Here is a 21445-nt window from a genome sequence, read left to right as displayed (position 1 = left end):
TCAAGCTTCCACTGGAAAACGATGCAGATAAAAAACTTAGGCATTATAGACGCGCTTCGGCGCCCTGTCAACGCGCCGCCGGCGGCTTTGTCTCGCCGCGGGGCAGCAGAAGCGCGCAGGTCGCGGCCACCGCCGCGGTTTCCGCGCGGAGGCGCTGGGCCCCGAGGTCGAGGCGCAGGGACGCCGCCGCCTCCAGCGCCGCCCGCTCCTCGGCCGAAAAGCCACCCTCGGGCCCCACCCAGGCGAGCAGGTCCTCGCCGTCGGCCAGCGCGAAGGGCGCCTGCCCGCGGCCCGCGCCGCGCTCGTCGGCCCAGGCCTGGCGCCAGCCCTCCGTCGTGGCGCGGGACAGCAGATCGGCGAAGGGCGCCGGGCCGTCCAGGGCGGGCAGGAGCGGCCGCCGGCACTGGGCGAAGGCCGCGCGCAGGATCTCCCCGTAGCGCTCGGGCGCGCGGTCCCGCCGCACCACGCCGTGCCGGCCGACGTAGAGGTGGAAATCGCTCACGCCCAGCTCCGTGCACTTCTCGAGGGCCCAGTCCAGCCGGCGCCCCTTGAGCAGCGGCATCGCCAGGTGGAGACGCGGCCCCGGCGGGACGGGCAGCGCCTGCGGCGCCTCGAGCTCCAGCGTGGCCCGTCGCCGTTCCACCGCCGTGAGACGTCCCCGCGCCGCCGCGCCGCGGCCGTCGCGAAGCTCCACGGCGTCGCCGGCGCGCAGGCGCAGGACGTTGCAGAGGTAGTGCTGGGCGGGGCCGTCGAGGACGAGCGTTCCCGGCCCCGCCAGCTCGGGCCAGAGCAGGACCGGCGCCTCGCTCACGAGGGCCGGCGCGGGCCGGGCAGCTTGCCGGCCTCGAGCGTCTCCAGCTCCTGGAGCAGCTTCTGCTCGTCGCGGCCCGTGCGCCCGGGTGTCCAGCAGACCAGGCGCACGATGAGATCGCCCCGCCGGCGGGAGTTCAGGTGCGGCAGCCCCTTGTCGCGCAGGCGCATGAGCTGATGGCTCTGCGTGCCCGGGGGCACGGTGAGCTTGGCCGCGCCGTCGAGCGTGGGCACCTCCACCTTGCCGCCGAGCACCAGCGTGCTGTAGGTGACGGGCAGCTCCAGGAAGAGATCCTGCCGCACCCGCTGGAAGAGCGCGTGCTCGGCCACCTCGAGCATCACGATGACGTCCCCGGCCGGCCCGCCGCGCAACCCGGCCTCACCCTTGCCGCGCAGCGGGATGTAGTCGCCCGTGGAGACGCCCGGCGGGATCGAGACCTGCACGGTGTCACCGCCGTCCACGCGCCCTTCGCCGTGGCAGTCGGCGCAGGGATCGCCGATCACCGATCCCTCGCCGTGGCAGCGCGGGCAGACGGAGACGTTCACGAACTGCCCCAGGATCGAGCGCTGCACGCGCCGGATCTCGCCGCTGCCCTGGCACTCGGCGCAGCGCTGCATGCGCGAGCCCGGGCGCTGCCCGGAGCCGGAGCAGGTGGAGCAGGTCACCTTCTTCTTGATCTTGATCTGCTTCTCGACGCCCTGCGCGGCCTCCTCCAGCGTCAGGCGCACGCGCACGCGCAGGTCGCGCCCGCCGCGATCGGCGCCCGCCCCGCGCGCGCGGCCCGGGCCGCCGCCCCCGCCGAAGAAGGACTCGAAGCCGAAGTCGCGCATGAACGAGCGCAGGGCCTCCTCCATGTCGATGCCCTGACCGCCGAAGGGACCGCCGCCGCCCATCCCCTGCCCCGAGACGCCCGCGTGGCCGAACTGATCGTAGGCCTGACGCTTGCGCGCGTCCTTGAGCACCTCGTAGGCCTCGGTGGCCTCCTTGAACTTGTCCTCGGCGCTCTTGTCGTCGGGATTGCGATCGGGATGGTACTGCATGGCCAGCTTGCGGTAGGCCTTGCGGATCGCCGTCTCGTCGGCGTCCTTCGGAACCCCGAGCACCTCGTAGTAGTCGCGCTGAGCCATGGGCCTCCTAGCCTGCGACCGCCACCTTGCTGGGGCGGATGACGTGCTCGCCCAGCCGGTAGCCGCGCTGAAGCTCCTGGACCACCACGCCCTTCTCGGCGTCGGTGTTGGGCAGCTGGATCAGTGCCTCGTGGACGCGCGGATCGAAGCGCTCGCCGAGCGCCGCGATGGGCTCCACGCCGAAGGCCGCCAGCAGTTCCTCGAGGCGCTGCGCGATGAGCCGCACGCCGGCGGCGTGGGGCGCCTCGTCGTCCGCGGGCAGCTGCTCGAGGGCGCGGTCGAAGTCGTCCACCACGGGCAGCAGGCGCTCCACCAGCTCGCCGCGCAGGCGCGCGGCTTCGCGTTCCTGCTCGCGCTGCATGCGCCGCACCTGGTTGTCCGCCTCGGCGAGGAGGCGGAGGAGGCGGTCGCGCTCGTCCTGAAGCAGCGCGCAGCGCGTCTCCAGGTTCTCGAGCGCGAGGGACTCGGCCGCGGGTTCGGCGTCCGCCGCGGCGGTCGGCGCGTCGTCGGCGCGGGCCGCGTCGAGCTCCTGCTCGCCGGGCCTGGGTTCCTTGGCGATCATGTCAACTCCATGCGGGGGAGGTGCCGGGGTCCTCGTCGTCGCCCTCGTGCAGCAGCCGCACCAGGCTCTCCATGCTGGCGAGCACGAGCGGGTACTCCATGCGCACCGGGCCCAGCAGGCCCATGATGGCGCTCTCCTCGGCGCGCGAGATGCGCGCGCCGATCAGGCTGAACTGATCGAGGCCGTTCAGGGTGTTCTCGCTGCCGATGCGCACGCGCACGCGGCCCGGGGCGTCGGAGAGCGCGCGCAGGTAGTCCCCCACCGGCGTGCTGTCGTCGAGCAGGTGGACCAGGACGCGCAGGCGCCCCGGGTCCTCGAACTCGGGCTGGCCGAGCAGCTCCTCGACGCCGGTGATCTGGAGCGCGCGCCGTCCGCCGCCCTCTTCCCGACCGGAGGGCGTGGCCACCACCAGCAGCGAGATCCCGAGCGCGTGGCTGAGCCGGCTGATGAGCCGCGCCGCGCGGTCGAGCAGTGCGGGCAGGGTCTCGTCCTGGCGGCCGAGCTCGGCCTCCAGCTGCGTCCGCCAGGGGTCCACCGGCCCGCCCGGCCGGATCACCCGCTCGACGTAGATGCGATAGCCGAGATCCGTGGGGATGCGCCCGGCGGCGCGGTGCGGCTGCACCAGCCAGCCCAACTCCTCCAGCTCCGTGAACACGTTGCGGATCGTCGCCGAGGACCAGCAGTGGCCGAGGTCCCGCGACACGGCTGCCGAGCTGACAGGCTCGGCCCGCTCCGTGTGAAGCCGGATGACGGAGTCCAGGACGCGCAGCTCGCGCTCCCGGGGCGATTCGTAGTACCTGAAGTCCATGTAATTACTACCGTTTGGCGCGCGTCTGCGAGAAATTAGGCCAGGTCCCGGCCACTGTCAAGTGGCCAGGGCGGCGAGGATCCCGTCCAGGCGCAGCCAGCCGCTGGGGGCGAGGCGCCAGCGGCCGGCCTCCCGGGCTGCCCAGCCCTGGGCCTCGCAGCGGGCGAGGAAGGGCTCGCGGCCGGCGAGGAGCGGCTCGTCGAGGGGCAGGCCCTCGCGCACGCGCAGGCCCAGCAGGAGCCGTTCGAGGGCGGCCTCGCTCGCGCTGGGGACGTCGTCGACGGCCGGCGCGCGGCCCCCCGCCGCCAGCGCCTCCCGCCAGGCGGCGAGGTCGGGCGCCCAGGACCAGCGCCTGCCGCCGAGGCGCGAGTGCGCGCCCGGACCGAGGCCCAGGAACTCCCCACCGCGCCAGATCTCCAGGTTGTGACGGCACTCGCCCCCGGGCAGGCACCAGTTCGAGACCTCGTAAGCACTGTAGCCGATCTCGCCAAGCACCTGATGTGCGAGAAGATAGGCGTCAGCCCGGAAGTCCTCGCCCGGGTCGAGCGCGGGCTGGGCGGCCAGGCGGCGGCGCAGGGGGGCGTCGGGGTCGAGCTCGAGGCAGTAGAGGGAGAGGTGCTCGGGGCGACGGACTGTCACGGCGTCGAGTGTGGCCGCGAGGCTGGCCGGCGTCTGGCCCGGGAGACCGAGGATGAGGTCGGCCGACGCGCGGAGCCCGGAGCCGACGAGCAGGTCCAGCGCCGCCAGCCCGCGGGCCGCGTCGTGGCGACGTCCCACGGCCCGCAGCTCGGCGTCGGCCGTGGACTGGAGACCCAGGCTCACCCGGGTCACGCCGCCGGCGGCGAGTCGCGCCAGCAGGGCGGCGTCGACGTCCTCGGGATTGCACTCCACGGTGAACTCGGTGTCCGGCCCCACCCGGGGAGCGAGCGCCTCCAGCAGGCGCTCCATCGCCGCGGGCGCCAGCCAGCTGGGCGTGCCCCCGCCCATGAAGACGCTGTCCACCGGGCCCGGCCCCAGCGCGGGCGCCTCCTGGGCGAGCTGCGTGAGCAGGGCGTCCAGGTAGGCGTCCTGGTCACCGCCGGTCACGGTGTAGAAGCTGCAGTAGCTGCAGCGGGTGGCGCAGAAGGGCACGTGGATGTAGAGCCCGCGGGACATGGCGCTCAGCGGATCAGGTCGCCGATGCGGCTGAAGCGGGGCAGGTGATGCTCCTTGTCCCAGGACCAGTAGATGAAGATCGCCTTGCCGCGCACCGCCTTCCGCCAGTCCACGGGGCCGTGCACGCGGCTGTCGCTGCTGTTGTCGCGGTTGTCGCCCATCATGAAGATCGTGCCCGGCGGCACCGCGTAGGGGCCGAAGTTGCGGGCGGCGGGGCTGTGCCGGTCGCCGAAGATGAACTTGGTGTAGTCCTCCTCGACGCGCTGGTCGTCCCTATAGAGCACGCCGTCGCGGATCTCGATCGTCTGCCCGCCCACGGCCACGCAGCGCTTGATGAAGTCGTCCTTCTCCTCCGGGAAGCGGAAGACGATCACGTCGCCGGGGCGCGGCGCACGCAGCCCGGGCAGGCGGATGTCGGTGAAGGGGATCTGCGGCCCGTAGAGGAACTTGTTCACGAAGAGGAAGTCGCCGACGAGCAGCGTGTCCTCCATGCTCGCGCTGGGGATGCGGAAGGCCTGGATCAGGAAGCTCCGGGCCAGGAAGGCCATCACGACCGCCCAGACGACCACGTCCACGGTCTCCCGCAGCGCGGACTTCTTCTTCGCCGGGCTTTCCTTCTGCTTGGCCATCGTCGCCTACCTTTCCATCTTGAGCACCGCCAGGAACGCGTCCTGGGGAATCTCCACGTTGCCCACCTGCTTCATGCGGCGCTTGCCCTCGCGCTGCTTCTCCAGGAGCTTGCGCTTGCGGGTGATGTCGCCGCCGTAGCACTTGGCCGTGACGTTCTTGCGCAGCGCGCTGATGTTCGTCCGCGCCACGATCTTGCCTCCCACCGCCGCCTGCAGCGCCACCTCGAAGAGCTGCCGGGGGATCTCCTCCCTCAGCTTCTCGATGAGCAGCCGGCCCCAGGCCTGCGCCTTGTCCCGGTGCACGATGCTCGACAGCGCGTCCACGGCCTCGCCGTTCACCAGCACGCTCAGCTTGACCAGATCGCTGACCGCGTGCGCCGCGTACTCGTAGTCGAAGCTGGCGTGCCCCCGGGTGCAGTTCTTGAGCCGATCGTAGAAGTCCACCACCACCTCGGCGAGGGGCAGGCGGAAATGGAGCTCCACGCGGGTCCCGTCCAGGTAACTCATGCCCTCCTGGACGCCCCGGCGCTCGATGCACAGCTTCATCACCGCACCCACCGTCTCCGCCGGCGTGTAGATGGTCCCGCGCACCATCGGCTCGCTGATCGTCGCCAGCGTGGCCGGGTCGGGCATCTGGGCCGGGTTGGACACCACGGTCTCGGAGCCGTCGCGCAGCGTGGCATGATACTCCACGTTGGGCAAGGTCGCGATCAGGGTGAGCTGGAACTCGCGCTCGAGGCGCTCCTGGACGATCTCCATGTGCAGCAGCCCGAGAAAGCCGCAGCGGAAACCGAAGCCGAGCGCCGAGCTGCTCTCGGGCTCGAAGCTGATGGCCGAGTCGTTCAGCTGCAGCTTCAGCAGCGCCTCGCGCAGGTCCTCGTAGTCCTCGCTCTGCACCGGGTAGAGACCGCTGAAGACCATCGGCTTCGCGCGCCGATAGCCCGGCAGCGGCAGCTGCGGCGGGTTGGTCGCCGCGGCCAGCGTGTCGCCCACCTGGACGTACTTCACTTCCTTCGCGCCGGTGATGGCATAGCCCACCTCGCCGCAGTCGAGGCGCGGCGTCGGCCGCCGGCCCATCACGAAGCGCCCCAGCTCCAGCAGCTCGTACTCGCGCTTGGTGTTGAGGAAGCGCACGCGGTCGCCCTTGGCGAGGCCGCCTTCCATCACGCGCACGGTGGCCACCGCCCCGAGGTAGCTGTCGTAGCTCGAGTCGAAGATGAGCGCGCGCGCGGGCGCGTCCCGGTGGTCCGGCGGCGAGGGCAGGCGCTCGACGATGGCCTCGAGGAGCGCGGGCACGCCGAGGCCGGTCTTGGCGCTCACGGCGAGGATGTCCTCGCCGTCCACGCCCAGGATGCGCTCGATCTCCTCGCGCACCTCGTCCGTGCGGGCCGTGGGCAGGTCGATCTTGTTGATGACCGGCAGGATCGCGAGGTCGTTCTCCATCGCGAGGTAGAGGTTCGCCAGCGTCTGCGCCTCGACGCCCTGGGCCGCGTCCACCACGAGGATCGCGCCTTCGCAGGCGGCGAGGCTGCGGCTGACCTCGTAGCTGAAGTCCACGTGGCCGGGCGTGTCGATGAGGTTGAGCCGGTACTCCTGGCCGTCCTGCCCGCGGTAGTTCATGGCGATGGGATGGCTCTTGATCGTGATGCCGCGCTCGCGCTCCAGGTCCATGCTGTCCAGGACCTGGTCCTGCATCTGCCGCCCCGCCAGGGTGCCGGTGAGCTCGAGCAGGCGGTCGGCCAGCGTGCTCTTGCCGTGGTCGATGTGCGCGATGATGCAGAAGTTGCGGATGCTCTCGAGTGCGGACATGGCGCCCTAGAAGCGCCAGCGGAGCGCCAGGCCCACGCTGTGCTGGTCGGTGTCGAAGGTGGGCAGCAGCGCGGCGCGCCGACCGCGGATGTCGTCGGTCTCGAAGTCGTGGAGGTTGGCGAAGACGTAGGCGTCGAGGATGCTCGCCAGCAGCAGCGCGCCGGTGTACCAGACGTAGTCCGTCTGCCGCTGTTCATGGGACGCGAAGCGGGCGCGCAGGGCGTCGTGGTCCAGGCCCAGCCAGGTCTCCCCCGGCCCGAGCGCGGCGGCGTGGCGCTTGTAGAGGTCGGCGCGCTGGCCCTCGCGCAGGATGACGGAGAGGTAGTAGGCCTCCCAGCTGAACACCACCAGCGTGCGCAGCCCTTCCTCGTTGTAGAGCTGGCCGAGGCCCGGAAAGAGCGTGCTCGCGCCCATGGCCAGGCGCGCGTTGCGCGGTCCCGGCGGCGGCGGCAGGGGCACGCGGGGCGGCGGCGCATCCGGCCCTGGCGCCCGGTCCTGGCCCGCAGCCTGTGGTGACGAGTCCGCGCTCTGCGCGCGCACGTCCGCCGGCGCGAGGGCCAGGAGCAGGAGGACGATCAGCAGCGCGCGCATGGCACCTCGCCAGCGGGGGAGTGAAAATGGCGGGAATGCGTGGGAATCGAACCCACCCCGGATGGGATTAGCACCCGGCAGAAGGATTTGAAGTCCTCGGGGCCCACCAGGACCCATCCACTCCCACGAGACAACATTGACCCAGATCTTCGCTGGCAGCGAAGTCACCAGCAGTCGAGACAGCTCACGTACTCCTCGCTCACGAGCCAGGCCTGGTGCAGGGTGAGCATCCAGGTCGCCGCCCAGCCGTGGTGGTCCGTGAGATCGCTGAACTGGAAGCTCACGACGGCCTGCTCATGCTGCACTCCGACCTCGATTTCGACGTCCGTCACCCGCAGCGAATGTCCGCCCACGATGGACATCACGTAGCGAGAGCGCGCGTGCGGCCAGTAGCCCCCCTCGAAGAGCGGCTGCAGCGCCGGCTCGTCGTCCAACTCCATCGACCGCTCCCAGTCCCCGATCATCCGCCGTATGGCCACCACGTCGGGGTCTGGCTGGGGTGCCTCGGCATCCTTGCAGCCCATGACCGCTGTCCCCAGGAGCAGCACCGCCGCCGCAAGCGAACGCCAGGACGGTCCCATCTCCGTGCCTCCTCGGGCATCAGTCGGCGGGGAACGCGGCCACGAGCTCGATCTCGACCCGTGCTCCCAGGGGAAGTGCGGCCACCTGCACCGTGGAGCGGGCCGGTGGCGCGATCCCCGCGAAGTACTCGCCGTAGACGCCGTTGAAGACGGCGAACTCCCCCAGGTCCAGGAGATATACGGTGGTCTTGAGCACCGCGTCAAAGCCGAGCCCGGCCGCGGCGAGGACGGCGCCGAGATTCTTCATCACGCGGCGGGTCTGCTCCTCGATGCCGCCGGTCACGAGCTTGCCCGTGGCCGGGTCCAGCGGCACCTGGCCGGCGGTGAAGACGAAGCCGCCCGCGCGGACGGCCTGGCTGTACGGACCGATGGCCGCGGGCGCGTCGCCCGTGCTGAGGATCTCCCGCTTCATGTGCTTCTCCCTTGCGCCCCGCTACTCGACCGTGACGCTCTTGGCCAGGTTGCGCGGCTGATCCACGTTGCAGCCTCGCAGGATCGCGATGTGGTAGGCGAGCAGCTGCAGCGGGACGACCGTGAGCAGCGGCGAGAGGTACTCCACCGTCTCGGGGATCGAGATCACGTGGTCGGCCAGCGCCGCCGCCGCGGTGTCGCCCTGGTTGACCACGGCGATGATCCGCCCCTTGCGCGCGCGCACCTCTTCCATGTTGCCCAGGATCTTCTCGTTGCTGCCGCCGCGCGGGCTGACGAAGACCACGGGCATGTTCTCGTCGATCAGCGCGATCGGTCCGTGCTTCATCTCCGCGGCGGGGTAGCCCTCCGCGTGCACGTAGGAGATCTCCTTCAGCTTCAGCGCCCCCTCCAGCGCCACCGGGAAGTTGATCCCTCGGCCCAGGTAGAGGAAGTTGTTCGCGTTGGCGTAGATCTCGGCGATCTCGCGGATCTGGCGATCCATGCCCAGGATCGCCTCCACCTTGGCCGGAATCGCCTCCAGCTCGCGCACCAGCTCCTGGCCCTGATCCTTCGACATGTTGCGCATGCGGCCCAGGAGCAGGGTGATGATGGCGAGCACCGTCACCTGGCTCGTGAAGGCCTTGGTGCTGGCCACGCCGATCTCCGGCCCCGCGTGGATGTAGACGCCGCCGTCGCTCTCGCGCGCGATCGTGCTGCCCACCACGTTGACCAGCCCGAGGGCCTTCGCGCCCTTCGTCCGCGCCTCGCGCATGGCGGCCAGGGTGTCCACGGTCTCGCCGGACTGGCTGATCGACCAGGCGATGTTGCGGTCGCTGATGATCGGGTTCCGGTAGCGGAACTCGGAGGCGTACTCCACCTCCACCGGGATGCGCGCCAGGCGCTCGATCATGTACTCGCCGATCAGCGCCGCGTGCCAGCTCGTGCCGCAGGCCAGGAAGATGATGCGGTCCGCCGCGCGCAGCTCGTCCAGGTTGTGGATGAGCCCGCCCAGCTTGGCCTTGCCCTCCTCGAGCAGCAGGCGCCCGCGGAAGGAGTTGCGGATGGTGGCGGGCTGCTCGTAGATCTCCTTGAGCATGAAGTGCGAGTAGCCGCCCTTCTCGATGCTCTCCAGGTCCCAGGTCACCTCGTGGACGCTCTTCTCCACCGTCTCGTTGCGGATGGTCTTGGTGGCGAAGCTGTCGTCGTCGATCACGACCATCTCGTGGTCGTCGAGGTAGATCACCTGGCGCGTGTGCGCGAGGATCGCGGCGACGTCGCTGGCGAGAAAGAACTCGCCGTCGCCGATGCCCACCACCATCGGGCTGCCGTTGCGCGCGCCGACGAGCTTGCGCGGGTGGTCGCGGTGCATCACGGCGATGCCGTAGGTGCCCTCCACGATCGAGAGCGCGCGTCGCACGGCCTGCTCGAGGCTGCCGTCGTAGTAGTGCGAGATGAGCAGCGCGAGCACCTCGGTGTCCGTGTCGCTGCGGGGCTCGATGCCCTGCTCCTTGAGGTAGCGGCGCAGGAACTGGAAGTTCTCCACGATGCCGTTGTGCACCAGAGCCAGGCCGCCGGCCTCGTCGGTGTGCGGGTGCGCGTTGTCCCGCGTCGGAGGGCCGTGCGTGGCCCAGCGGGTGTGGGCGATGCCCAGGGTCGCGTCGTAGCTGCCGTCACGCAGGATGGACTCGAGGTTGGCGATCTTGCCCTCGGCCTTGACGACGGTCAGGCCGTCCGACTCGTGCAGCGCCACGCCCGCCGAATCGTAGCCCCGGTACTCCAGGCGCTTGAGCCCCGCGATGAGGATGGGCAGCGCCGGTCGCGCCCCAACGTATCCGATGATTCCGCACATTGTCTGCCTCGTCGTTTGGGGTTCGCAGCCGCAGGGTTCGCTAGAGTATCGGTCCCCTGCCCCGGAGCCTCAACAGAAATCCCGGACGCTCAGTCCCCGCCCGCGAGCGCGCCGGAGAAGAAGACCTCCGCGTCGTCTAAGCGCCGCTTCAGCCACGCGCCGTCCTCGGACTCGCCGATGAGCCGCAGGATCGCCTCGGTGTTGGACGCGCGCACGTGGATCCAGCCCTCGCCGTAGCTGGCCTTCACGCCGTCGCGCGTGTCCAGCGCGGCGCCGTCGAAGTGGCGCGTCGCGAGCTCCACGAGCCGCGCGGAATCCACGCGCGCCGCCAGGTCGAGGCGGCGCTTCTCCATCCGGTAGTCGGGCAGCGCGTCGGCCAGGGCGGAAAGCGGTCGCCCGGTGGACGCCATCGCCGCCAGCACGAGGGCCGTGCCCACCAGGCCGTCGCGCCCGGCGTGCAGCTCGGGCAGGATCACGCCGCCGTTGCCCTCGCCGCCGATCACCGCGCCGGCCGCGCGCATGGCCGCCACCACGTGGGCCTCGCCCACCGGCGAGCGGTGGCAGACCTGGCGGTGGCGGGCGGCGACGTCGTCGATGCGGCGGCTCGTGCTCAGGTTGGCGGCCACGGGGCCCGGCCGCGTGCCCAGGTAGTAGTCCACGGCGAGGGCCAGCGTGAGCTCCTCGGAGAGGACGCGGCCGTTCTCGTCCACGAGGACGAGGCGGTCGCTGTCGGGATCCACGGCCAGGCCCAGGTCCGCTTTCTCCGCGCGCACGGCGGCGGCGAGGTCGGCCAGGTGGGCCGGCGTGGGCTCGGGGTTGTGCGGGAAGTCGCCGCTGCCGTCGCAGTAGAGCTTGCTGCAGCCCACGCCCAGCGCGTCCAGGAGCAGCGGCATGGCCTCGCTGCCGGAGGCGTTGACCGCGTCCACCACGGCGCGGAAGCCGCGCGCCGCGATGGCGGCCGGTTCCACGGCGGGCAGGGCGAGAATGGCGTCGACATGGTGGCGGTTGGCGTCGGTCCAGCGGCGGAAGCCGCCCAGGCCCGCGTGGCCTTCCCAGTGGAAGTCCCCGGACGCCTCCACGGCCAGCACCTCCTGGCCGAGGGCCGGCGCGAGGAAGTCGCCGGCGTCGTCGAGGAACTTGAGCGCGTTCCACGGCGCCGGGTTGTGGCTGGCCGTGATGACGATCCCCCCCGCCGCCCGCTGCGCGCCCACGGCCATGGCCGTTCCGGGCGTCGTGGAGACGCCGAGGTCCACCGCCTCCAGCCCCGCGGCAGAGAGCACGCCCTTGACCAGGTCGAGCACCATGCGCCCGCTGGGACGTCCGTCGCGTCCCACCACGACCGGGGTGCCCGCGGCCGCGCCGCGGCGCCGGAGCCAGGTGGCGTAGGCGGCCGTGTAGCGGACGATGGCCTCGGGGTGCAGGCTTCCGCCCACGATGCCGCGGATCCCGGAAACGCTCACCATCAGGGGACTCGAGGACACGGCGACTCCTTGCTGCGGGAAAAGGCCCGGTCAGGGCCGAAATGCAAAGGGCCGCCCCGCCGGACGGCCACGAGTGTGCCCCGAAGGACCAGGAGCTGGCGCGCGGATTCGAACCGCGGACCTACGCATTACGAGTGCGTTGCTCTACCAGCTGAGCTACGCCAGCCAAACGCCCAAAGCGGGGTTATAGTGGGGAGGCGCGGGGCCGAAGTCAAGAGTTCGGCGGCGATCTTGCCCTCCGGGACTTTCGCGCCCATACTCCGCCGGACACGGGAACGCCTGAGGCCTCGTGCTCCGCGACGGGATGGGACGTGCAAGGAGGAGGGATCGCATGATGCCGCGACGGATCTCAGTTCGCACGGTCTTCGCCATGGCGCTGCTCGCCGCGTCGGGCCTGCTGGCCCTGTCCGCGGGCTCCGCCCAGGCGCTGCTCATGGACGCTCGCCGGATGGCCATGGGCGGCGTCCACGCCCCCGGGCCCGGCCACCTGGTGGCCGACAACCCCGCCTACGCGGCGGTGCCGGCCCGCCCCTCGGACTGGGGCGGCAGCATTCCCCTGCCGCTGGGGCTGTTCACGCTCTTTCACGACACCCAGGAGCTGAACCCCGACGACGACGCCTTCGACCCCGTCCGGCTGGCCAACCTGATCAGCAATCCCCCGCTGCACCTGGAGCTGCGCAAGCCCGACCCGCTCGATGGCGACGTGACCATCGACGTGGGCCAGGAGCACCTGCGCGTCTACTGGGAGGACGCCCACCTGATCCTGCCCCAGGACCCCGTCGACACGGGCACGCGGCTCGACCAGTACAGCGTCGGGCTGGGCGGCCCGGTCGGCGAGACCGGCCGCTGGCGCCTGCAGGTGAATCCCTACCTCGACCTGCGCCTCGAGACCGCCCTCGACGACGCCTTCTACGGCCTGCTGGCCGGGGGCGACTCGCTGAAGCCGTCCTCGCGCTACGCCATGGACGGCGACATGGCCGCCGCCGGCGGCCTCGCCTGGAAGCTGCTCTGGGCGCGGCGGGTGAACCGTGAGGCCGCGCCGCGGGACGTCTACATCGGCGTCGCCCCCAAGCTCCTCACCGGCTTCGGCATGGCGGTCGGCGACATCGACGTGGCCGTGCTCACCGGCGACTCGCTCTTCGCCTCCGAGACGCTCGACGTCGAGCAGCTCAGCCATCTGCGCAGCGGCGCCGGGTTCGCGCCCGGCGTGGCGCTCGACCTGGGCGTGCTCCTGCGCCAGGGCCCCTGGGACCTGGGCGTCGGCGTGCGCGACATCGCCGGCAGCATGCGCTTCGGCGACACGACGCTGGAGCAGCAGGAGCTGGTGACCGACGACGTCACCGGCGACAGCGAGACCGTCACGACCACGCTGGCCGAGGGGGAGAGCTACACCTATCACCTGGACGCGCTGTGGACCTTCAGCGCCGCCTACGCCGAGGGCCCGATGCTGCTCCTGGGCGAATGGCGCGTGCGCCCCTGGGCGAACAGCCTCCACCTGGGCGGCGAGTATCGCGTGGGCGACTGGGCCCTGCGCGCGGGCACGAGCCGCGACGCCCGCAGCCAGTGGCAGTTCTCCACTGGCGTGGGTCGCCAGCTCGGCGGGGTCAGCCTCGATCTCGCGCTGGAAACGCACAGCCGCTACATCCAGGACGAGCGCGGGCTCGCCCTGGGCTTCAGCCTCAGCCTGTAGGAGGGCGACCATGAACTGGCACCGCATGCGCCGATCCGCCGCGCTCGCCACGCTGCTCCTGCCCCTGGGGCTGGCCTGCGGCGGCAACCGCACCACCATCAACCTGGATCTGGACAGCTTCATCGACGAGGCCGACCGCAGCTTCACCTACCTCGTGCTGCCCGGCGAGTTCAGCGAGACGCCGAGTCCCATCGAGGAAGTCGAGACGCCCTCGGGCCTGCGCGACGCCCTGGCCCTCGAGTCCCTCAGCGTCGACATGCAGCTGATGCTGGACAACACGAACGTCATCGGGGCGGTGAACATGCGCGCGCGCATGGACGTCTACGTGGCCGCGGACGACGATCCCGCCAGCTTCTGGGACACGGCGAATCGCCTGGTCTCGCTGGAGGGGACGCTGAACGGCGGCGAGGTCAACACGCTGGAGCAGGTCTTCAGCGCGGACGGCTTCCTCGACCTGTTCCAGCAGCACGATACGGTCTACGTGGGTCTGCTCTTCCGGCTGGACCACCTGTCGGGCACGGGCGCGGTGGACGGCGACGCGCTGCTCACGCGGCTGCACCTGCGCGCGGTGGGCCGGGAAGATCTGTTCTAGCGGGCCTGCCCCCAAAAAGCGAGGCGGCCTCCACGCGCGAGGCCGCCTCTAGACCACGAGCCACCACCCGTCAGCCCGTCAGACCCAGCTCGCGGAGCTTTTGCCGCTTTTCCTCGAGCTTGCCGACCAGACTCTCCAGGTTCCGCGTCCTGAAGAGCTCGAAGATTCCTTCCTTGATCGGCTTCCAGTCGTCGTGGATGGGACAGATCACGTCGTCCGAGCAGGGATTGATGCCCAGGACGCAGGTCGTGTCCCACTGGCTGATCGCATCGAAGGCGTTGACGATCTCGTACAGGTAGATCTCGTTCGCGGGCCGCATGAGCATGAATCCCCCGTGCGGGCCGCGAAAGGACTTCACCAGACGAATCCGCGTCAGCACCTGCATCGTCTTGGCGAGGAAGTGGAACGGGATGTTCTCGGACTCCGCGATCTCCTTGAGCTGGACCGGTCCATCCGCTTCACGTCCCGCCATGTACACCATGGCCCGGATCGCATACTCGCTCGCTCTCGAGAGAATCATTGCCGCCCCTTGGGGAGAGGGTATTAGGAGTTAGAAGTCCGCTAACCCTTAACCTAAACCAATTCCGCAAGCTTGTCAATGGGCCAGATGAGAATCGAGCCTCAACAGGGACGGCGGGTCACAATGGGAAACGCCGGCCCGCGGGAGGACCGGCGTCGAGGTGCGAAGGGACGGAGTTGAACCGCCGACACGCGGATTTTCAGTCCGCTGCTCTACCGACTGAGCTACCTTCGCGGCGCGAGCTAAACAAACACAGGCGGCAGGCGGTGTCAACCGGCAAGCGATTCAGGTGTCCGCAATTCCGCGTCCCTGCTGCCATTCCCACGCCGAGCCCACGATGTCGTCCAGATCCGGACGCCGGGCGCGCCAGCCGAGGCGCTCCGCGGCCCGGTCCACCGCCGCCACCAGGAGGGCGGGGTCGCCCTCGCGCCGGGGCCCCACGCTGACCGGCAACGGCCGGCCCGTCACCCGCTCCACGCAGGCGAGCACCTCCTTGACCGACTGCCCGTGGCCGGTGCCCAGGTTCACGGGACCGCTGGGATCGTCGCCCTCGGTGGCGGCCAGGCGCTCCAGGGCCGCCAGGTGGGCCTCGGCCAGGTCCGCGATGTGGATGTAGTCGCGGATGCAGCTGCCGTCGGGCGTGGGGTAGTCGTCGCCGTAGAGGGTGAGCGTCCGGCGGCCCTGCGCCGCCTCGAGGGCCAGCGGGATCAGGTGAGTCTCGGGGTCGTGGCGCTCGCCGTGACCCGGCACGCCGCCCGCGGCGTTGAAGTAGCGCAGCGAGAAGTAGCGCAGGCCCAGGCGGCCCGCGGCGTGGACCAGCGTCTGCTCCATGGCGAGCTTCGTGCCGCCGTAGGGGTTCACCGGGCGGCAGGGAGCGTCCTCCACGAGCGGCCGCCCCTCCCCCTGGCCGTAGACGGCGGCCGACGAGGAGAAGACCAGCGGCCGCGGACCCGAGCGCTCGAGGCCCTCCAGCAGCGCGAGGAAGCCGCCCAGATTCTCGCGGTAGTAGCCCACCGGGTCCGCCATCGACTCGCTGACGATGCTCTTCGCCGCGAAGTGCACCACCGCCTCCGCCTCGGCGAGCAGCGGATCCAGCGCGCGGCGCTCCCTGAGGTCGCCGGCCGTGAACGCCACGCCCTCGGGCACCGCGTCCCGATGCCCCGTGCTCAGGTTGTCCAGCACCAGAGGGGTGTGCCCCGCCGACAGCGCCGCCCGCACGAACGCGCCGCCGATGTAGCCCGCGCCGCCGATCACCAGGATCTTCATGCGTCCTCCTCCTCGTCCTCGAGGTCCGTCTCCGCAGCCTGGGCGGCCAGCATGGGCGCGAGATAGCGCCCGGTGATGGACGCCGGCGTCCCCGCGATGGCGGCCGGGTCCCCCTGGGCCACGATGCGCCCGCCGCCGCTGCCCCCCTCCGGCCCCAGGTCCAGCACCACGTCGGCCGCCATGATCACCTGCAGGTTGTGCTCGACGACGATCAGCGAGTGCCCCGCCTTCAGCAGCCGCTGGAAGACGGCCAGCAGCTGGCGCACGTCGAGCGGGTGCAGGCCGGTGGTGGGCTCGTCGAGGATGTAGAGGTTCCGCTCGCTGCCGGCCGAGGCCAGCTCGCGCGCGATCTTGAGCCGCTGGCTCTCGCCGCCGGACAGCGTGCTCGCGCCCTGGCCCAGACGCAGGTAGCCGAGCCCCACGCGGTGGAGCATCCAGAGCCGCTCGCCGAGCGCGTGATGGCCGGCGAAGAACTGGATGGCCTCGTCCACCGTCATGTCCAGCGCCTCGGCGATGCTCCGCCCCTTGTAGCGCACGGCCAGGGACTCGGGACGGAAGCGCGTGCCGCCGCAGGCCTCGCAGGGCACGTAGAGATCGGCCATGAAGACCATCTCCAGCTTCACGGAGCCCAGGCCCTTGCACTCGGGGCAGCGCCCTTCCTTGCTGTTGAAGGAGAAGTGCTCCGCGCCCAGACGCAGCCGCTGCTCGCGCGCCGCCTGGGCGTAGAGCTCGCGGATGAACTGGAAGGCGCCGAGATAGGTGGCCGGATTGCTGCGCGGGCTCTTGCCGACCGGGCTCTGGTCCACCACGCGAAAGCCGTGGAGGCGGTCCGCGCCGCGCAGGCGCTTCCACGGATCGCCGGGCCGCGGACCGTCGGGACTCGACAGCGCCTGCACGAGCACGTCCGACACCAGCGTGCTCTTGCCCGAGCCGCTGACGCCGGTCACCACCACCAGGCGGCCCAGCGGGAACTCCGCGCTCACGTCCACGAGGTTGTGCTTGGTCACGCCCTCGAGCACGATGCTGCCCCGCGACGGCCGCCGGCGCCGGTCGATGAAGCCCAGCGGCTCGACGCCCGCGAGGCAGCGCAGCGTGGCCGAGGGGTGATCGGGCGACACCGTCGCCAGCTCGGACACCGGGCCCTGATAGACCACCTCGCCCCCGCGCGCGCCGCTGCCCGGGCCCAGGTCGACGAGCTGGTCGGCCCGGCGGATCACCTCGAGATCGTGCTCCACCACCATCACGCTGTTGCCCGCGTCCCGCAGGGCGAGCAGCGTGGTGAGCAGGCGGTCCGTGTCCCGCGGGTGCAGGCCCACGGTGGGTTCGTCCAGGGCGTAGAGCGTGTCGGTGAGATGGCTGCCCAGCGCGTTCGCCAGGTGGATGCGCTGGAACTCGCCCCCGGAGAGCGTGCGCGTGGCGCGATCGAGTCCCAGGTAGTGCAGCCCCATGTGCAGCAGGAAGTGGAGGCGCGCCTCGAGTTCCTCCAGCACGCGCTCCACGCCGTGCGCGGGGGCGTCCAGCGCGAGCGCCCCCAGCGCCTCGGCGACCTCGCCCAGGCTGAGGCGATAGAGGTCGGGCAGCGTCCACTCGCCCAGGCGCACCTGACGCACCTCGGGCCGCAGGCGGCTGCCGCCGCAGGTCTCGCAGATCCGTTCGGCCATGAAGCGTCGCGAGTAGAAGCGCGCGTACTTCTTGTAGGACTTGCCCCGCAGCGACTCCAGCCAGGGGAGCACGCCCTTGAAGCCGCGGCCGCCCTCGATCAGCAGCTGCTGCTGCGCCGCGCTCAGCTCGGCCCAGGGCCGCTTGGTGGGGATGCCCACCACGCGGCTGAACTCCAGCGCCCGCTGCTGGAAGCGCGCGAAACGCGGCGACGCCCAGGGCGCGAGCGCGCCCTCGGCCAGGCTCAGCGAGGGCTGCGGCACCAGCTTGTGGCGATCGAACTCGAGCTGGTTGCCGTAGCCGCGGCAGTCCGGGCACGCGCCCTCCGCGAGTTGAAACGAGAAGAAGGACGGCCGCGGCTCCGGCAGCTCGAGATCGCAGTTCCCGCAGATGGCCCCCTCGGCGTGGCGCGAGAGTTCGTCGCCGCGCTCGTCCAGCACGAGCAGGCGGCCGTCGCCTTCGCGGAAGGCCGTCTCCAGGGCCTCGGCCAGCCGGCTTCTCGACTCGGGGTCCAGGCGCAGGCGATCCACGACGACGGGCAGCGGCCCCTCGGCCAGGCCCTCGGCGGGGGCGTCCTCGAGACGTGTCACGCTCCCGGCCACCCGCGCGCGGCTGTAGCCGCGGGCGAGCAGGATCTCCCGCACCTGCTCACCGCTCTGGCTCGCGCCGACGCGGTGGGGAAAGGCGAGCTGGACCAGGCGGTCGGGGTGGCGGGTCAGCAGACGCTCGGCCAGCACCGACGGCTCCTCGCGCTCCACCACCGCCCCGCAGCGCGGGCAGTGCAGCGTGCCCGCGCGCGCGAAGAGCACGCGCAGGAAGTCGGCGATCTCGGTGTAGGTGGCCACGGTGGAGCGGCCGTGCTGCACGCTGTTCTGCTGGCGGATGGCCACGGCCGGCCCGATGCCCTCCAGGGCGTCGAGCTCGGGCCGACGCAGCCGCTCGAGGAACTGCCGCGTGTAGGTGGACAGGCTTTCCACGTAGCGCCGCTGGCCCTCGGCGTAGAGCGTGTCGAAGAGCAGGCTGCTCTTGCCGGAGCCGCTGGGTCCGGAGATGACCACCAGGCGCTGCCGCGGCAGGTCGAGGTCCAGGTTGCGCAGGTTGTTCTCCCGAGCGCCCCGGATGCGGATGGTGTCCATGCTTTCCAGCGGCCTCCAGCGTGATCCGTGAGCTTAGCGCGCCGGGACGGGAGCGTCAACGCGCGCGCGGGCGCGATTGAGCCCGCGGGCGCGCCGTGCTAGGGTGTGCGCCATGTCCACTCGACCCGACGCGCACGATGCCCCCCGCCTCCCCGACGCGGCGCTCGCCCGGCTCTGGGGCACGCTGGACCGCCTCCTCGCGCCGGACGGCTGCCCGTGGGACCGGGAGCAGCGCCTCCCCGACCTGGCGCGCCACCTGATCGACGAGGGCCACGAATGGCTCGAGGCCTGCGAGCAGGATGACCCCGCCGGCACGGTCGCCGAGCTCGGCGACCTCGCCTACCTGCTGCTCTTCGGGCTGCAGCGCCTCGCCCGCGACCGCGGGCAGGCCGCCGCCGAGGCGGCGCTCGACGGCATCGACGCCAAGCTCCGCCGCCGTCACCCGCAGCTGTTTCCGGGCGCCGACGGCGCGCTCGCCGCGCCCGTGGCGGACAGCGCCGCCCAGCTTCGCGTCTGGGAGCAGGTGAAGCGCGCCGAGCGCGACGCCGAGGGCGCGCCGCCCGGGCTGCTCAAGCCGCTGCCGCGCAGCCTGGGCGCGCTGGCGCGGAGCCATCGCTACCAGGAGAAGGCCGCGGGCGTGGGCTTCGACTGGGACGGCCCCGCCGGCGTGCTCGAGAAGCTCGACGAGGAGCTCGCCGAGCTGCGCCGTGAGCTGGCCGCTCTCCCCGCGGACGTCCCCGGCGGCACGGCCAGCCCCTCCGCGCGCTATCGCGGGCAGCTCGACCCCGCCGGGCTCGTGCGCGCGAGCGACGAGCTGGGCGACGTGCTCTTCGTGCTCGCCAACCTCGCCCGCTGGCTCGGCCTCGACGCCGAAGCGGTGGCCGAGCAGGCCAACGCCAAGTTCCTGCGCCGGTTCGCGGCCATGGAGGCCGGGCTGGCCGCCGCGGGCACGTCGCTGGAGGACGCCGATCTGGCGCGCATGGAGGCCGAGTGGCAGCGCGTCAAGGGACGCGAGCGCGGGGACTAGGGCGCGCCGGGCGCGCCGGGAGCGGGCGCGGGCGGCAGGGAGTCCGTCGGCGCGGCGCTGGAGTCCGCGGGAGCAGGCGCGGCGGGGACCCCGGGCGACGTGAGCGGCGGCGCGCTGGCGCGGTCGGGACAGCCGTCGTCGTCCTCCACCCCGTCGTAGTCCTCGGGCCGATCCGGGCAGAGATCCTCGTCGTCGGGAATCCCGTCGTTGTCGTTGTCCAGATCGGGGCGGCCGTCGCCGTCCTCGAAGCCGTCGATGTCCTCGGGCAGGTTGGGCGCGAGGTCGATGAGGTCGGGGACGCCGTCGCGGTCGTTGTCGGGGTCGGGACAGCCGTCGGCGTCCTCGAAGCCGTCGAGATCCTCGGGGCGGTCGGGGCAGAGGTCGTCGTCGCCGCGGATGCCGTCGCCGTCGGGGTCGCCGGCCAGCGCCTGCCAGTCCTTGCGCACCGCGATGCTCGTGACCAGCCCGGGGTACTCCGGCACGAAGGCGGTGTCGAAGTCGTCGCGGGACAGGTCCAGGTCGAAGCCGCCGCTGAACTCGAGGTTCCAGGGCCCCCGCGAGCGGAAGCCGAGCCCGAGGCGCCAGGGCTCCTCACGGCGGGTCATCACCGCGTCGCTCTCGAGCTGGTAGAGCAGGTCGACGCTCAGCTCGCCGTAGAGGCGCATCCGCGTGCCGAGGAACTCGAGGCCGACGCCGAAGAGGCCCTGGCGGATGCGGTCCTCCGACAGTCCGTCCTCCAGCGCCGGCACGTAGGGCGGATAGACGCCCTGCCAGCCCGCGGCCGTGGGCGTCGGCCCCAGGCCGCTGCCCAGCCGGCCGCGATTCGCGCGGATGCCGGCGTTGAGATGCAGTCGCGTCGGCACGAAGCTGCCCCCGCGCAGGAGATCGACGCTGAGGATGCCCACGGCCTCGTAGTCGCGCGACTCGCTGCTGAAGCGGCGCTGCGTATCCCCCACCGGCAGGCGCAGGGCGCCCTCGGCGGCGAGATGCAGCCGCGAACCGGGCAGCGGGAGCGTGAGCTTGAGGCCGAGGTCGGCGTCGCCGAGGCCCGCGGTCCAGTCCGAGTCGCCGATGGCCGCCGACAGGTCGCCGTCCTGGGGCGCCGCGAAGCGCATGAGGCCGACGAGCCGCTGGTCGTAGGTGACGTGCCCGGCCTCGCCGAGGCCGAACGCCAGGCCCAGCCGCATCGTGTACCAGTGGTAGCGGCTGCTCTGCCCGACGTCCTGGTAGTAGTAGGACTCGCCCAGCACGAAGCCCAGCGCGCCGAGGCCGGTGGTCTCGTCGCTGCGCACGTGCAGGAGGCCCTGGGTTTCGGGCAGGCCGAAGCCGGCGAGCGCCGGCGCCGCCCAGACGGCGGCGATCAGCAGCGCCGCGGCGGCGCGCCGCGTGCGGCGACCCGCGTCAGGACGTCGCGCCACCGGCGGCCTCGTCGTTCTGCGCCGGCGGTGCCGGGGTCTCGTCCGGCGTCTCGCCGCGCTTCAGCTCGTCGACGTAGTTCAGGCGCAGGGTGGTCAGGATGTCCTGCATGGCCCGCGCTTCGTCGGCGCTGAGGTTGCCCCGGGTCTTGCGCTCGAGGCTCTCCAGCAGATCGATGCTCTGCTTCGCGGCGGCGAGGTCGCGCTCGATCTTGCCGCTGAGCGGGCTGACCATCTTCCCGAGCTGCTGCATGGCGGCGGCCTGCAGGTTGAAGATGAGACTGAGGAAGAGCAGATCGCGGGAATCGGGCTGGCTCACGCTCGCC

20 protein-coding genes and 3 tRNA genes are annotated in these 21445 nt (G+C 71.7%); 3 read left to right on the top strand and 20 right to left on the bottom strand.

Annotated features, from left to right (window positions below):
- Positions 1-67: 67 nt before the first annotated feature.
- From H6693_11975 to H6693_11910, 14 genes are all read right to left on the bottom strand, one after another.
- A complete protein-coding gene (locus H6693_11975) occupies positions 68-811 on the bottom strand; it encodes a 16S rRNA (uracil(1498)-N(3))-methyltransferase (protein MCB9516900.1) in 744 nt (247 codons plus the stop codon).
- Positions 808-1938, bottom strand: a complete 1131-nt coding sequence (dnaJ, locus tag H6693_11970) for a molecular chaperone DnaJ (GenBank protein MCB9516899.1) — start codon at positions 1936-1938, stop codon at positions 808-810. The genes H6693_11975 and dnaJ overlap by 4 nt, the downstream gene beginning before the upstream one ends.
- Before the next feature lie 7 nt (positions 1939-1945).
- Positions 1946-2500 (bottom strand): nucleotide exchange factor GrpE, encoded by a 555-nt coding sequence (locus H6693_11965; GenBank protein MCB9516898.1) that lies wholly within the window; start codon positions 2498-2500, stop codon positions 1946-1948.
- A 1-nt stretch (position 2501) separates the two neighbouring features.
- Complete coding sequence (locus tag H6693_11960; GenBank protein MCB9516897.1) at positions 2502-3308, bottom strand: hypothetical protein; 807 nt, start codon at positions 3306-3308, stop codon at positions 2502-2504.
- A gap of 57 nt (positions 3309-3365) precedes the next feature.
- A complete protein-coding gene (locus H6693_11955; GenBank protein MCB9516896.1) occupies positions 3366-4463 on the bottom strand; it encodes a coproporphyrinogen III oxidase family protein in 1098 nt (365 codons plus the stop codon).
- A gap of 5 nt (positions 4464-4468) precedes the next feature.
- Positions 4469-5092: a signal peptidase I gene (gene lepB / locus H6693_11950; protein ID MCB9516895.1), complete on the bottom strand. Its 624-nt coding sequence runs from the start codon at positions 5090-5092 to the stop codon at positions 4469-4471.
- 6 nt (positions 5093-5098) lie between these two features.
- Positions 5099-6901 carry an elongation factor 4 gene (gene lepA / locus H6693_11945; GenBank protein MCB9516894.1) on the bottom strand — a complete coding sequence of 601 codons (1803 nt, stop codon included), beginning with the start codon at positions 6899-6901 and terminating at the stop codon, positions 5099-5101.
- A gap of 6 nt (positions 6902-6907) precedes the next feature.
- Positions 6908-7492: a hypothetical protein gene (locus H6693_11940; GenBank protein ID MCB9516893.1), complete on the bottom strand. Its 585-nt coding sequence runs from the start codon at positions 7490-7492 to the stop codon at positions 6908-6910.
- Between the two features lie 27 nt (positions 7493-7519).
- Positions 7520-7617: transfer RNA gene (locus H6693_11935), tRNA-Sec, on the bottom strand.
- Positions 7618-7656: 39 nt separating this feature from the next.
- Complete coding sequence (locus H6693_11930) at positions 7657-8073, bottom strand: hypothetical protein (protein ID MCB9516892.1); 417 nt, start codon at positions 8071-8073, stop codon at positions 7657-7659.
- 19 nt (positions 8074-8092) lie between these two features.
- Complete coding sequence (locus H6693_11925; GenBank protein ID MCB9516891.1) at positions 8093-8485, bottom strand: RidA family protein; 393 nt, start codon at positions 8483-8485, stop codon at positions 8093-8095.
- A gap of 21 nt (positions 8486-8506) precedes the next feature.
- Positions 8507-10333, bottom strand: a complete 1827-nt coding sequence (gene glmS, locus H6693_11920; protein MCB9516890.1) for a glutamine--fructose-6-phosphate transaminase (isomerizing) — start codon at positions 10331-10333, stop codon at positions 8507-8509.
- Positions 10334-10422: 89 nt separating this feature from the next.
- Positions 10423-11814 (bottom strand): phosphoglucosamine mutase, encoded by a 1392-nt coding sequence (glmM, locus tag H6693_11915; GenBank protein ID MCB9516889.1) that lies wholly within the window; start codon positions 11812-11814, stop codon positions 10423-10425.
- Positions 11815-11907: 93 nt separating this feature from the next.
- Positions 11908-11980 (bottom strand) — tRNA-Thr (locus H6693_11910).
- Positions 11981-12148: 168 nt separating this feature from the next.
- Between H6693_11910 and H6693_11905 the strand changes: the two genes are divergently transcribed.
- Both H6693_11905 and H6693_11900 read left to right on the top strand, forming a co-directional pair.
- The gene (locus tag H6693_11905; GenBank protein MCB9516888.1) at positions 12149-13504 is read left to right on the top strand and encodes a hypothetical protein; all 1356 of its coding nucleotides are present in this window, start codon (positions 12149-12151) and stop codon (positions 13502-13504) included.
- 10 nt (positions 13505-13514) lie between these two features.
- Positions 13515-14096 (top strand): hypothetical protein, encoded by a 582-nt coding sequence (locus H6693_11900; GenBank protein ID MCB9516887.1) that lies wholly within the window; start codon positions 13515-13517, stop codon positions 14094-14096.
- 70 nt (positions 14097-14166) lie between these two features.
- On the opposite strand, the gene H6693_11895 is transcribed toward H6693_11900, so the two are convergent.
- From H6693_11895 to uvrA, 4 genes are all read right to left on the bottom strand, one after another.
- Positions 14167-14616: an Rrf2 family transcriptional regulator gene (locus H6693_11895; GenBank protein ID MCB9516886.1), complete on the bottom strand. Its 450-nt coding sequence runs from the start codon at positions 14614-14616 to the stop codon at positions 14167-14169.
- A 161-nt stretch (positions 14617-14777) separates the two neighbouring features.
- Positions 14778-14850, bottom strand: a tRNA-Phe gene (locus tag H6693_11890).
- 51 nt (positions 14851-14901) lie between these two features.
- Entirely contained in the window at positions 14902-15882 is a 981-nt protein-coding gene (gene galE / locus H6693_11885; protein MCB9516885.1) for a UDP-glucose 4-epimerase GalE, read from the bottom strand.
- Complete coding sequence (uvrA, locus tag H6693_11880; GenBank protein MCB9516884.1) at positions 15879-18677, bottom strand: excinuclease ABC subunit UvrA; 2799 nt, start codon at positions 18675-18677, stop codon at positions 15879-15881. The genes galE and uvrA overlap by 4 nt, the downstream gene beginning before the upstream one ends.
- Before the next feature lie 112 nt (positions 18678-18789).
- On the opposite strand from uvrA, the gene mazG reads away from it, so the two are divergent.
- Entirely contained in the window at positions 18790-19704 is a 915-nt protein-coding gene (gene mazG / locus H6693_11875; GenBank protein ID MCB9516883.1) for a nucleoside triphosphate pyrophosphohydrolase, read from the top strand.
- On the opposite strand, the gene H6693_11870 is transcribed toward mazG, so the two are convergent.
- Positions 19701-21122, bottom strand: coding sequence for a hypothetical protein (locus tag H6693_11870; protein MCB9516882.1), 1422 nt, complete (start codon positions 21120-21122; stop codon positions 19701-19703). The two genes, mazG and H6693_11870, sit on opposite strands and share 4 nt — an antisense overlap.
- Positions 21106-21438, bottom strand: a complete 333-nt coding sequence (locus H6693_11865) for a DUF1844 domain-containing protein (GenBank protein ID MCB9516881.1) — start codon at positions 21436-21438, stop codon at positions 21106-21108. The genes H6693_11870 and H6693_11865 overlap by 17 nt, the downstream gene beginning before the upstream one ends.
- Between the last annotated feature and the right edge of the window lie 7 nt (positions 21439-21445).

It is taken from the genome of Candidatus Latescibacterota bacterium, assembly GCA_020633725.1.
Classification (GTDB): domain Bacteria; phylum Krumholzibacteriota; class Krumholzibacteriia; order JACNKJ01; family JACNKJ01; genus VGXI01.
This window is presented reverse-complemented; position numbering and strand designations above follow the sequence as displayed.

Excerpts from the sequence above, each read along its gene's own strand:
- dnaJ (MCB9516899.1), bottom strand. The coding sequence starts at position 1,938 with ATGGCTCAGCGCGACTACTACGAGGTGCTCGGGGTTCCGAAGGACGCC.
- H6693_11965 (MCB9516898.1), bottom strand. The coding sequence starts at position 2,500 with ATGATCGCCAAGGAACCCAGGCCCGGCGAGCAGGAGCTCGACGCGGCC.
- H6693_11960 (MCB9516897.1), bottom strand. The coding sequence starts at position 3,308 with ATGGACTTCAGGTACTACGAATCGCCCCGGGAGCGCGAGCTGCGCGTC.
- H6693_11955 (MCB9516896.1), bottom strand. The coding sequence starts at position 4,463 with ATGTCCCGCGGGCTCTACATCCACGTGCCCTTCTGCGCCACCCGCTGC.
- lepB (MCB9516895.1), bottom strand. The coding sequence starts at position 5,092 with ATGGCCAAGCAGAAGGAAAGCCCGGCGAAGAAGAAGTCCGCGCTGCGG.
- lepA (MCB9516894.1), bottom strand. The coding sequence starts at position 6,901 with ATGTCCGCACTCGAGAGCATCCGCAACTTCTGCATCATCGCGCACATC.
- H6693_11940 (MCB9516893.1), bottom strand. The coding sequence starts at position 7,492 with ATGCGCGCGCTGCTGATCGTCCTCCTGCTCCTGGCCCTCGCGCCGGCG.
- H6693_11930 (MCB9516892.1), bottom strand. The coding sequence starts at position 8,073 with ATGGGACCGTCCTGGCGTTCGCTTGCGGCGGCGGTGCTGCTCCTGGGG.
- H6693_11925 (MCB9516891.1), bottom strand. The coding sequence starts at position 8,485 with ATGAAGCGGGAGATCCTCAGCACGGGCGACGCGCCCGCGGCCATCGGT.
- glmS (MCB9516890.1), bottom strand. The coding sequence starts at position 10,333 with ATGTGCGGAATCATCGGATACGTTGGGGCGCGACCGGCGCTGCCCATC.
- H6693_11905 (MCB9516888.1), top strand. The coding sequence starts at position 12,149 with ATGCCGCGACGGATCTCAGTTCGCACGGTCTTCGCCATGGCGCTGCTC.
- H6693_11900 (MCB9516887.1), top strand. The coding sequence starts at position 13,515 with ATGAACTGGCACCGCATGCGCCGATCCGCCGCGCTCGCCACGCTGCTC.
- H6693_11895 (MCB9516886.1), bottom strand. The coding sequence starts at position 14,616 with ATGATTCTCTCGAGAGCGAGCGAGTATGCGATCCGGGCCATGGTGTAC.
- galE (MCB9516885.1), bottom strand. The coding sequence starts at position 15,882 with ATGAAGATCCTGGTGATCGGCGGCGCGGGCTACATCGGCGGCGCGTTC.
- uvrA (MCB9516884.1), bottom strand. The coding sequence starts at position 18,677 with ATGGACACCATCCGCATCCGGGGCGCTCGGGAGAACAACCTGCGCAAC.
- mazG (MCB9516883.1), top strand. The coding sequence starts at position 18,790 with ATGTCCACTCGACCCGACGCGCACGATGCCCCCCGCCTCCCCGACGCG.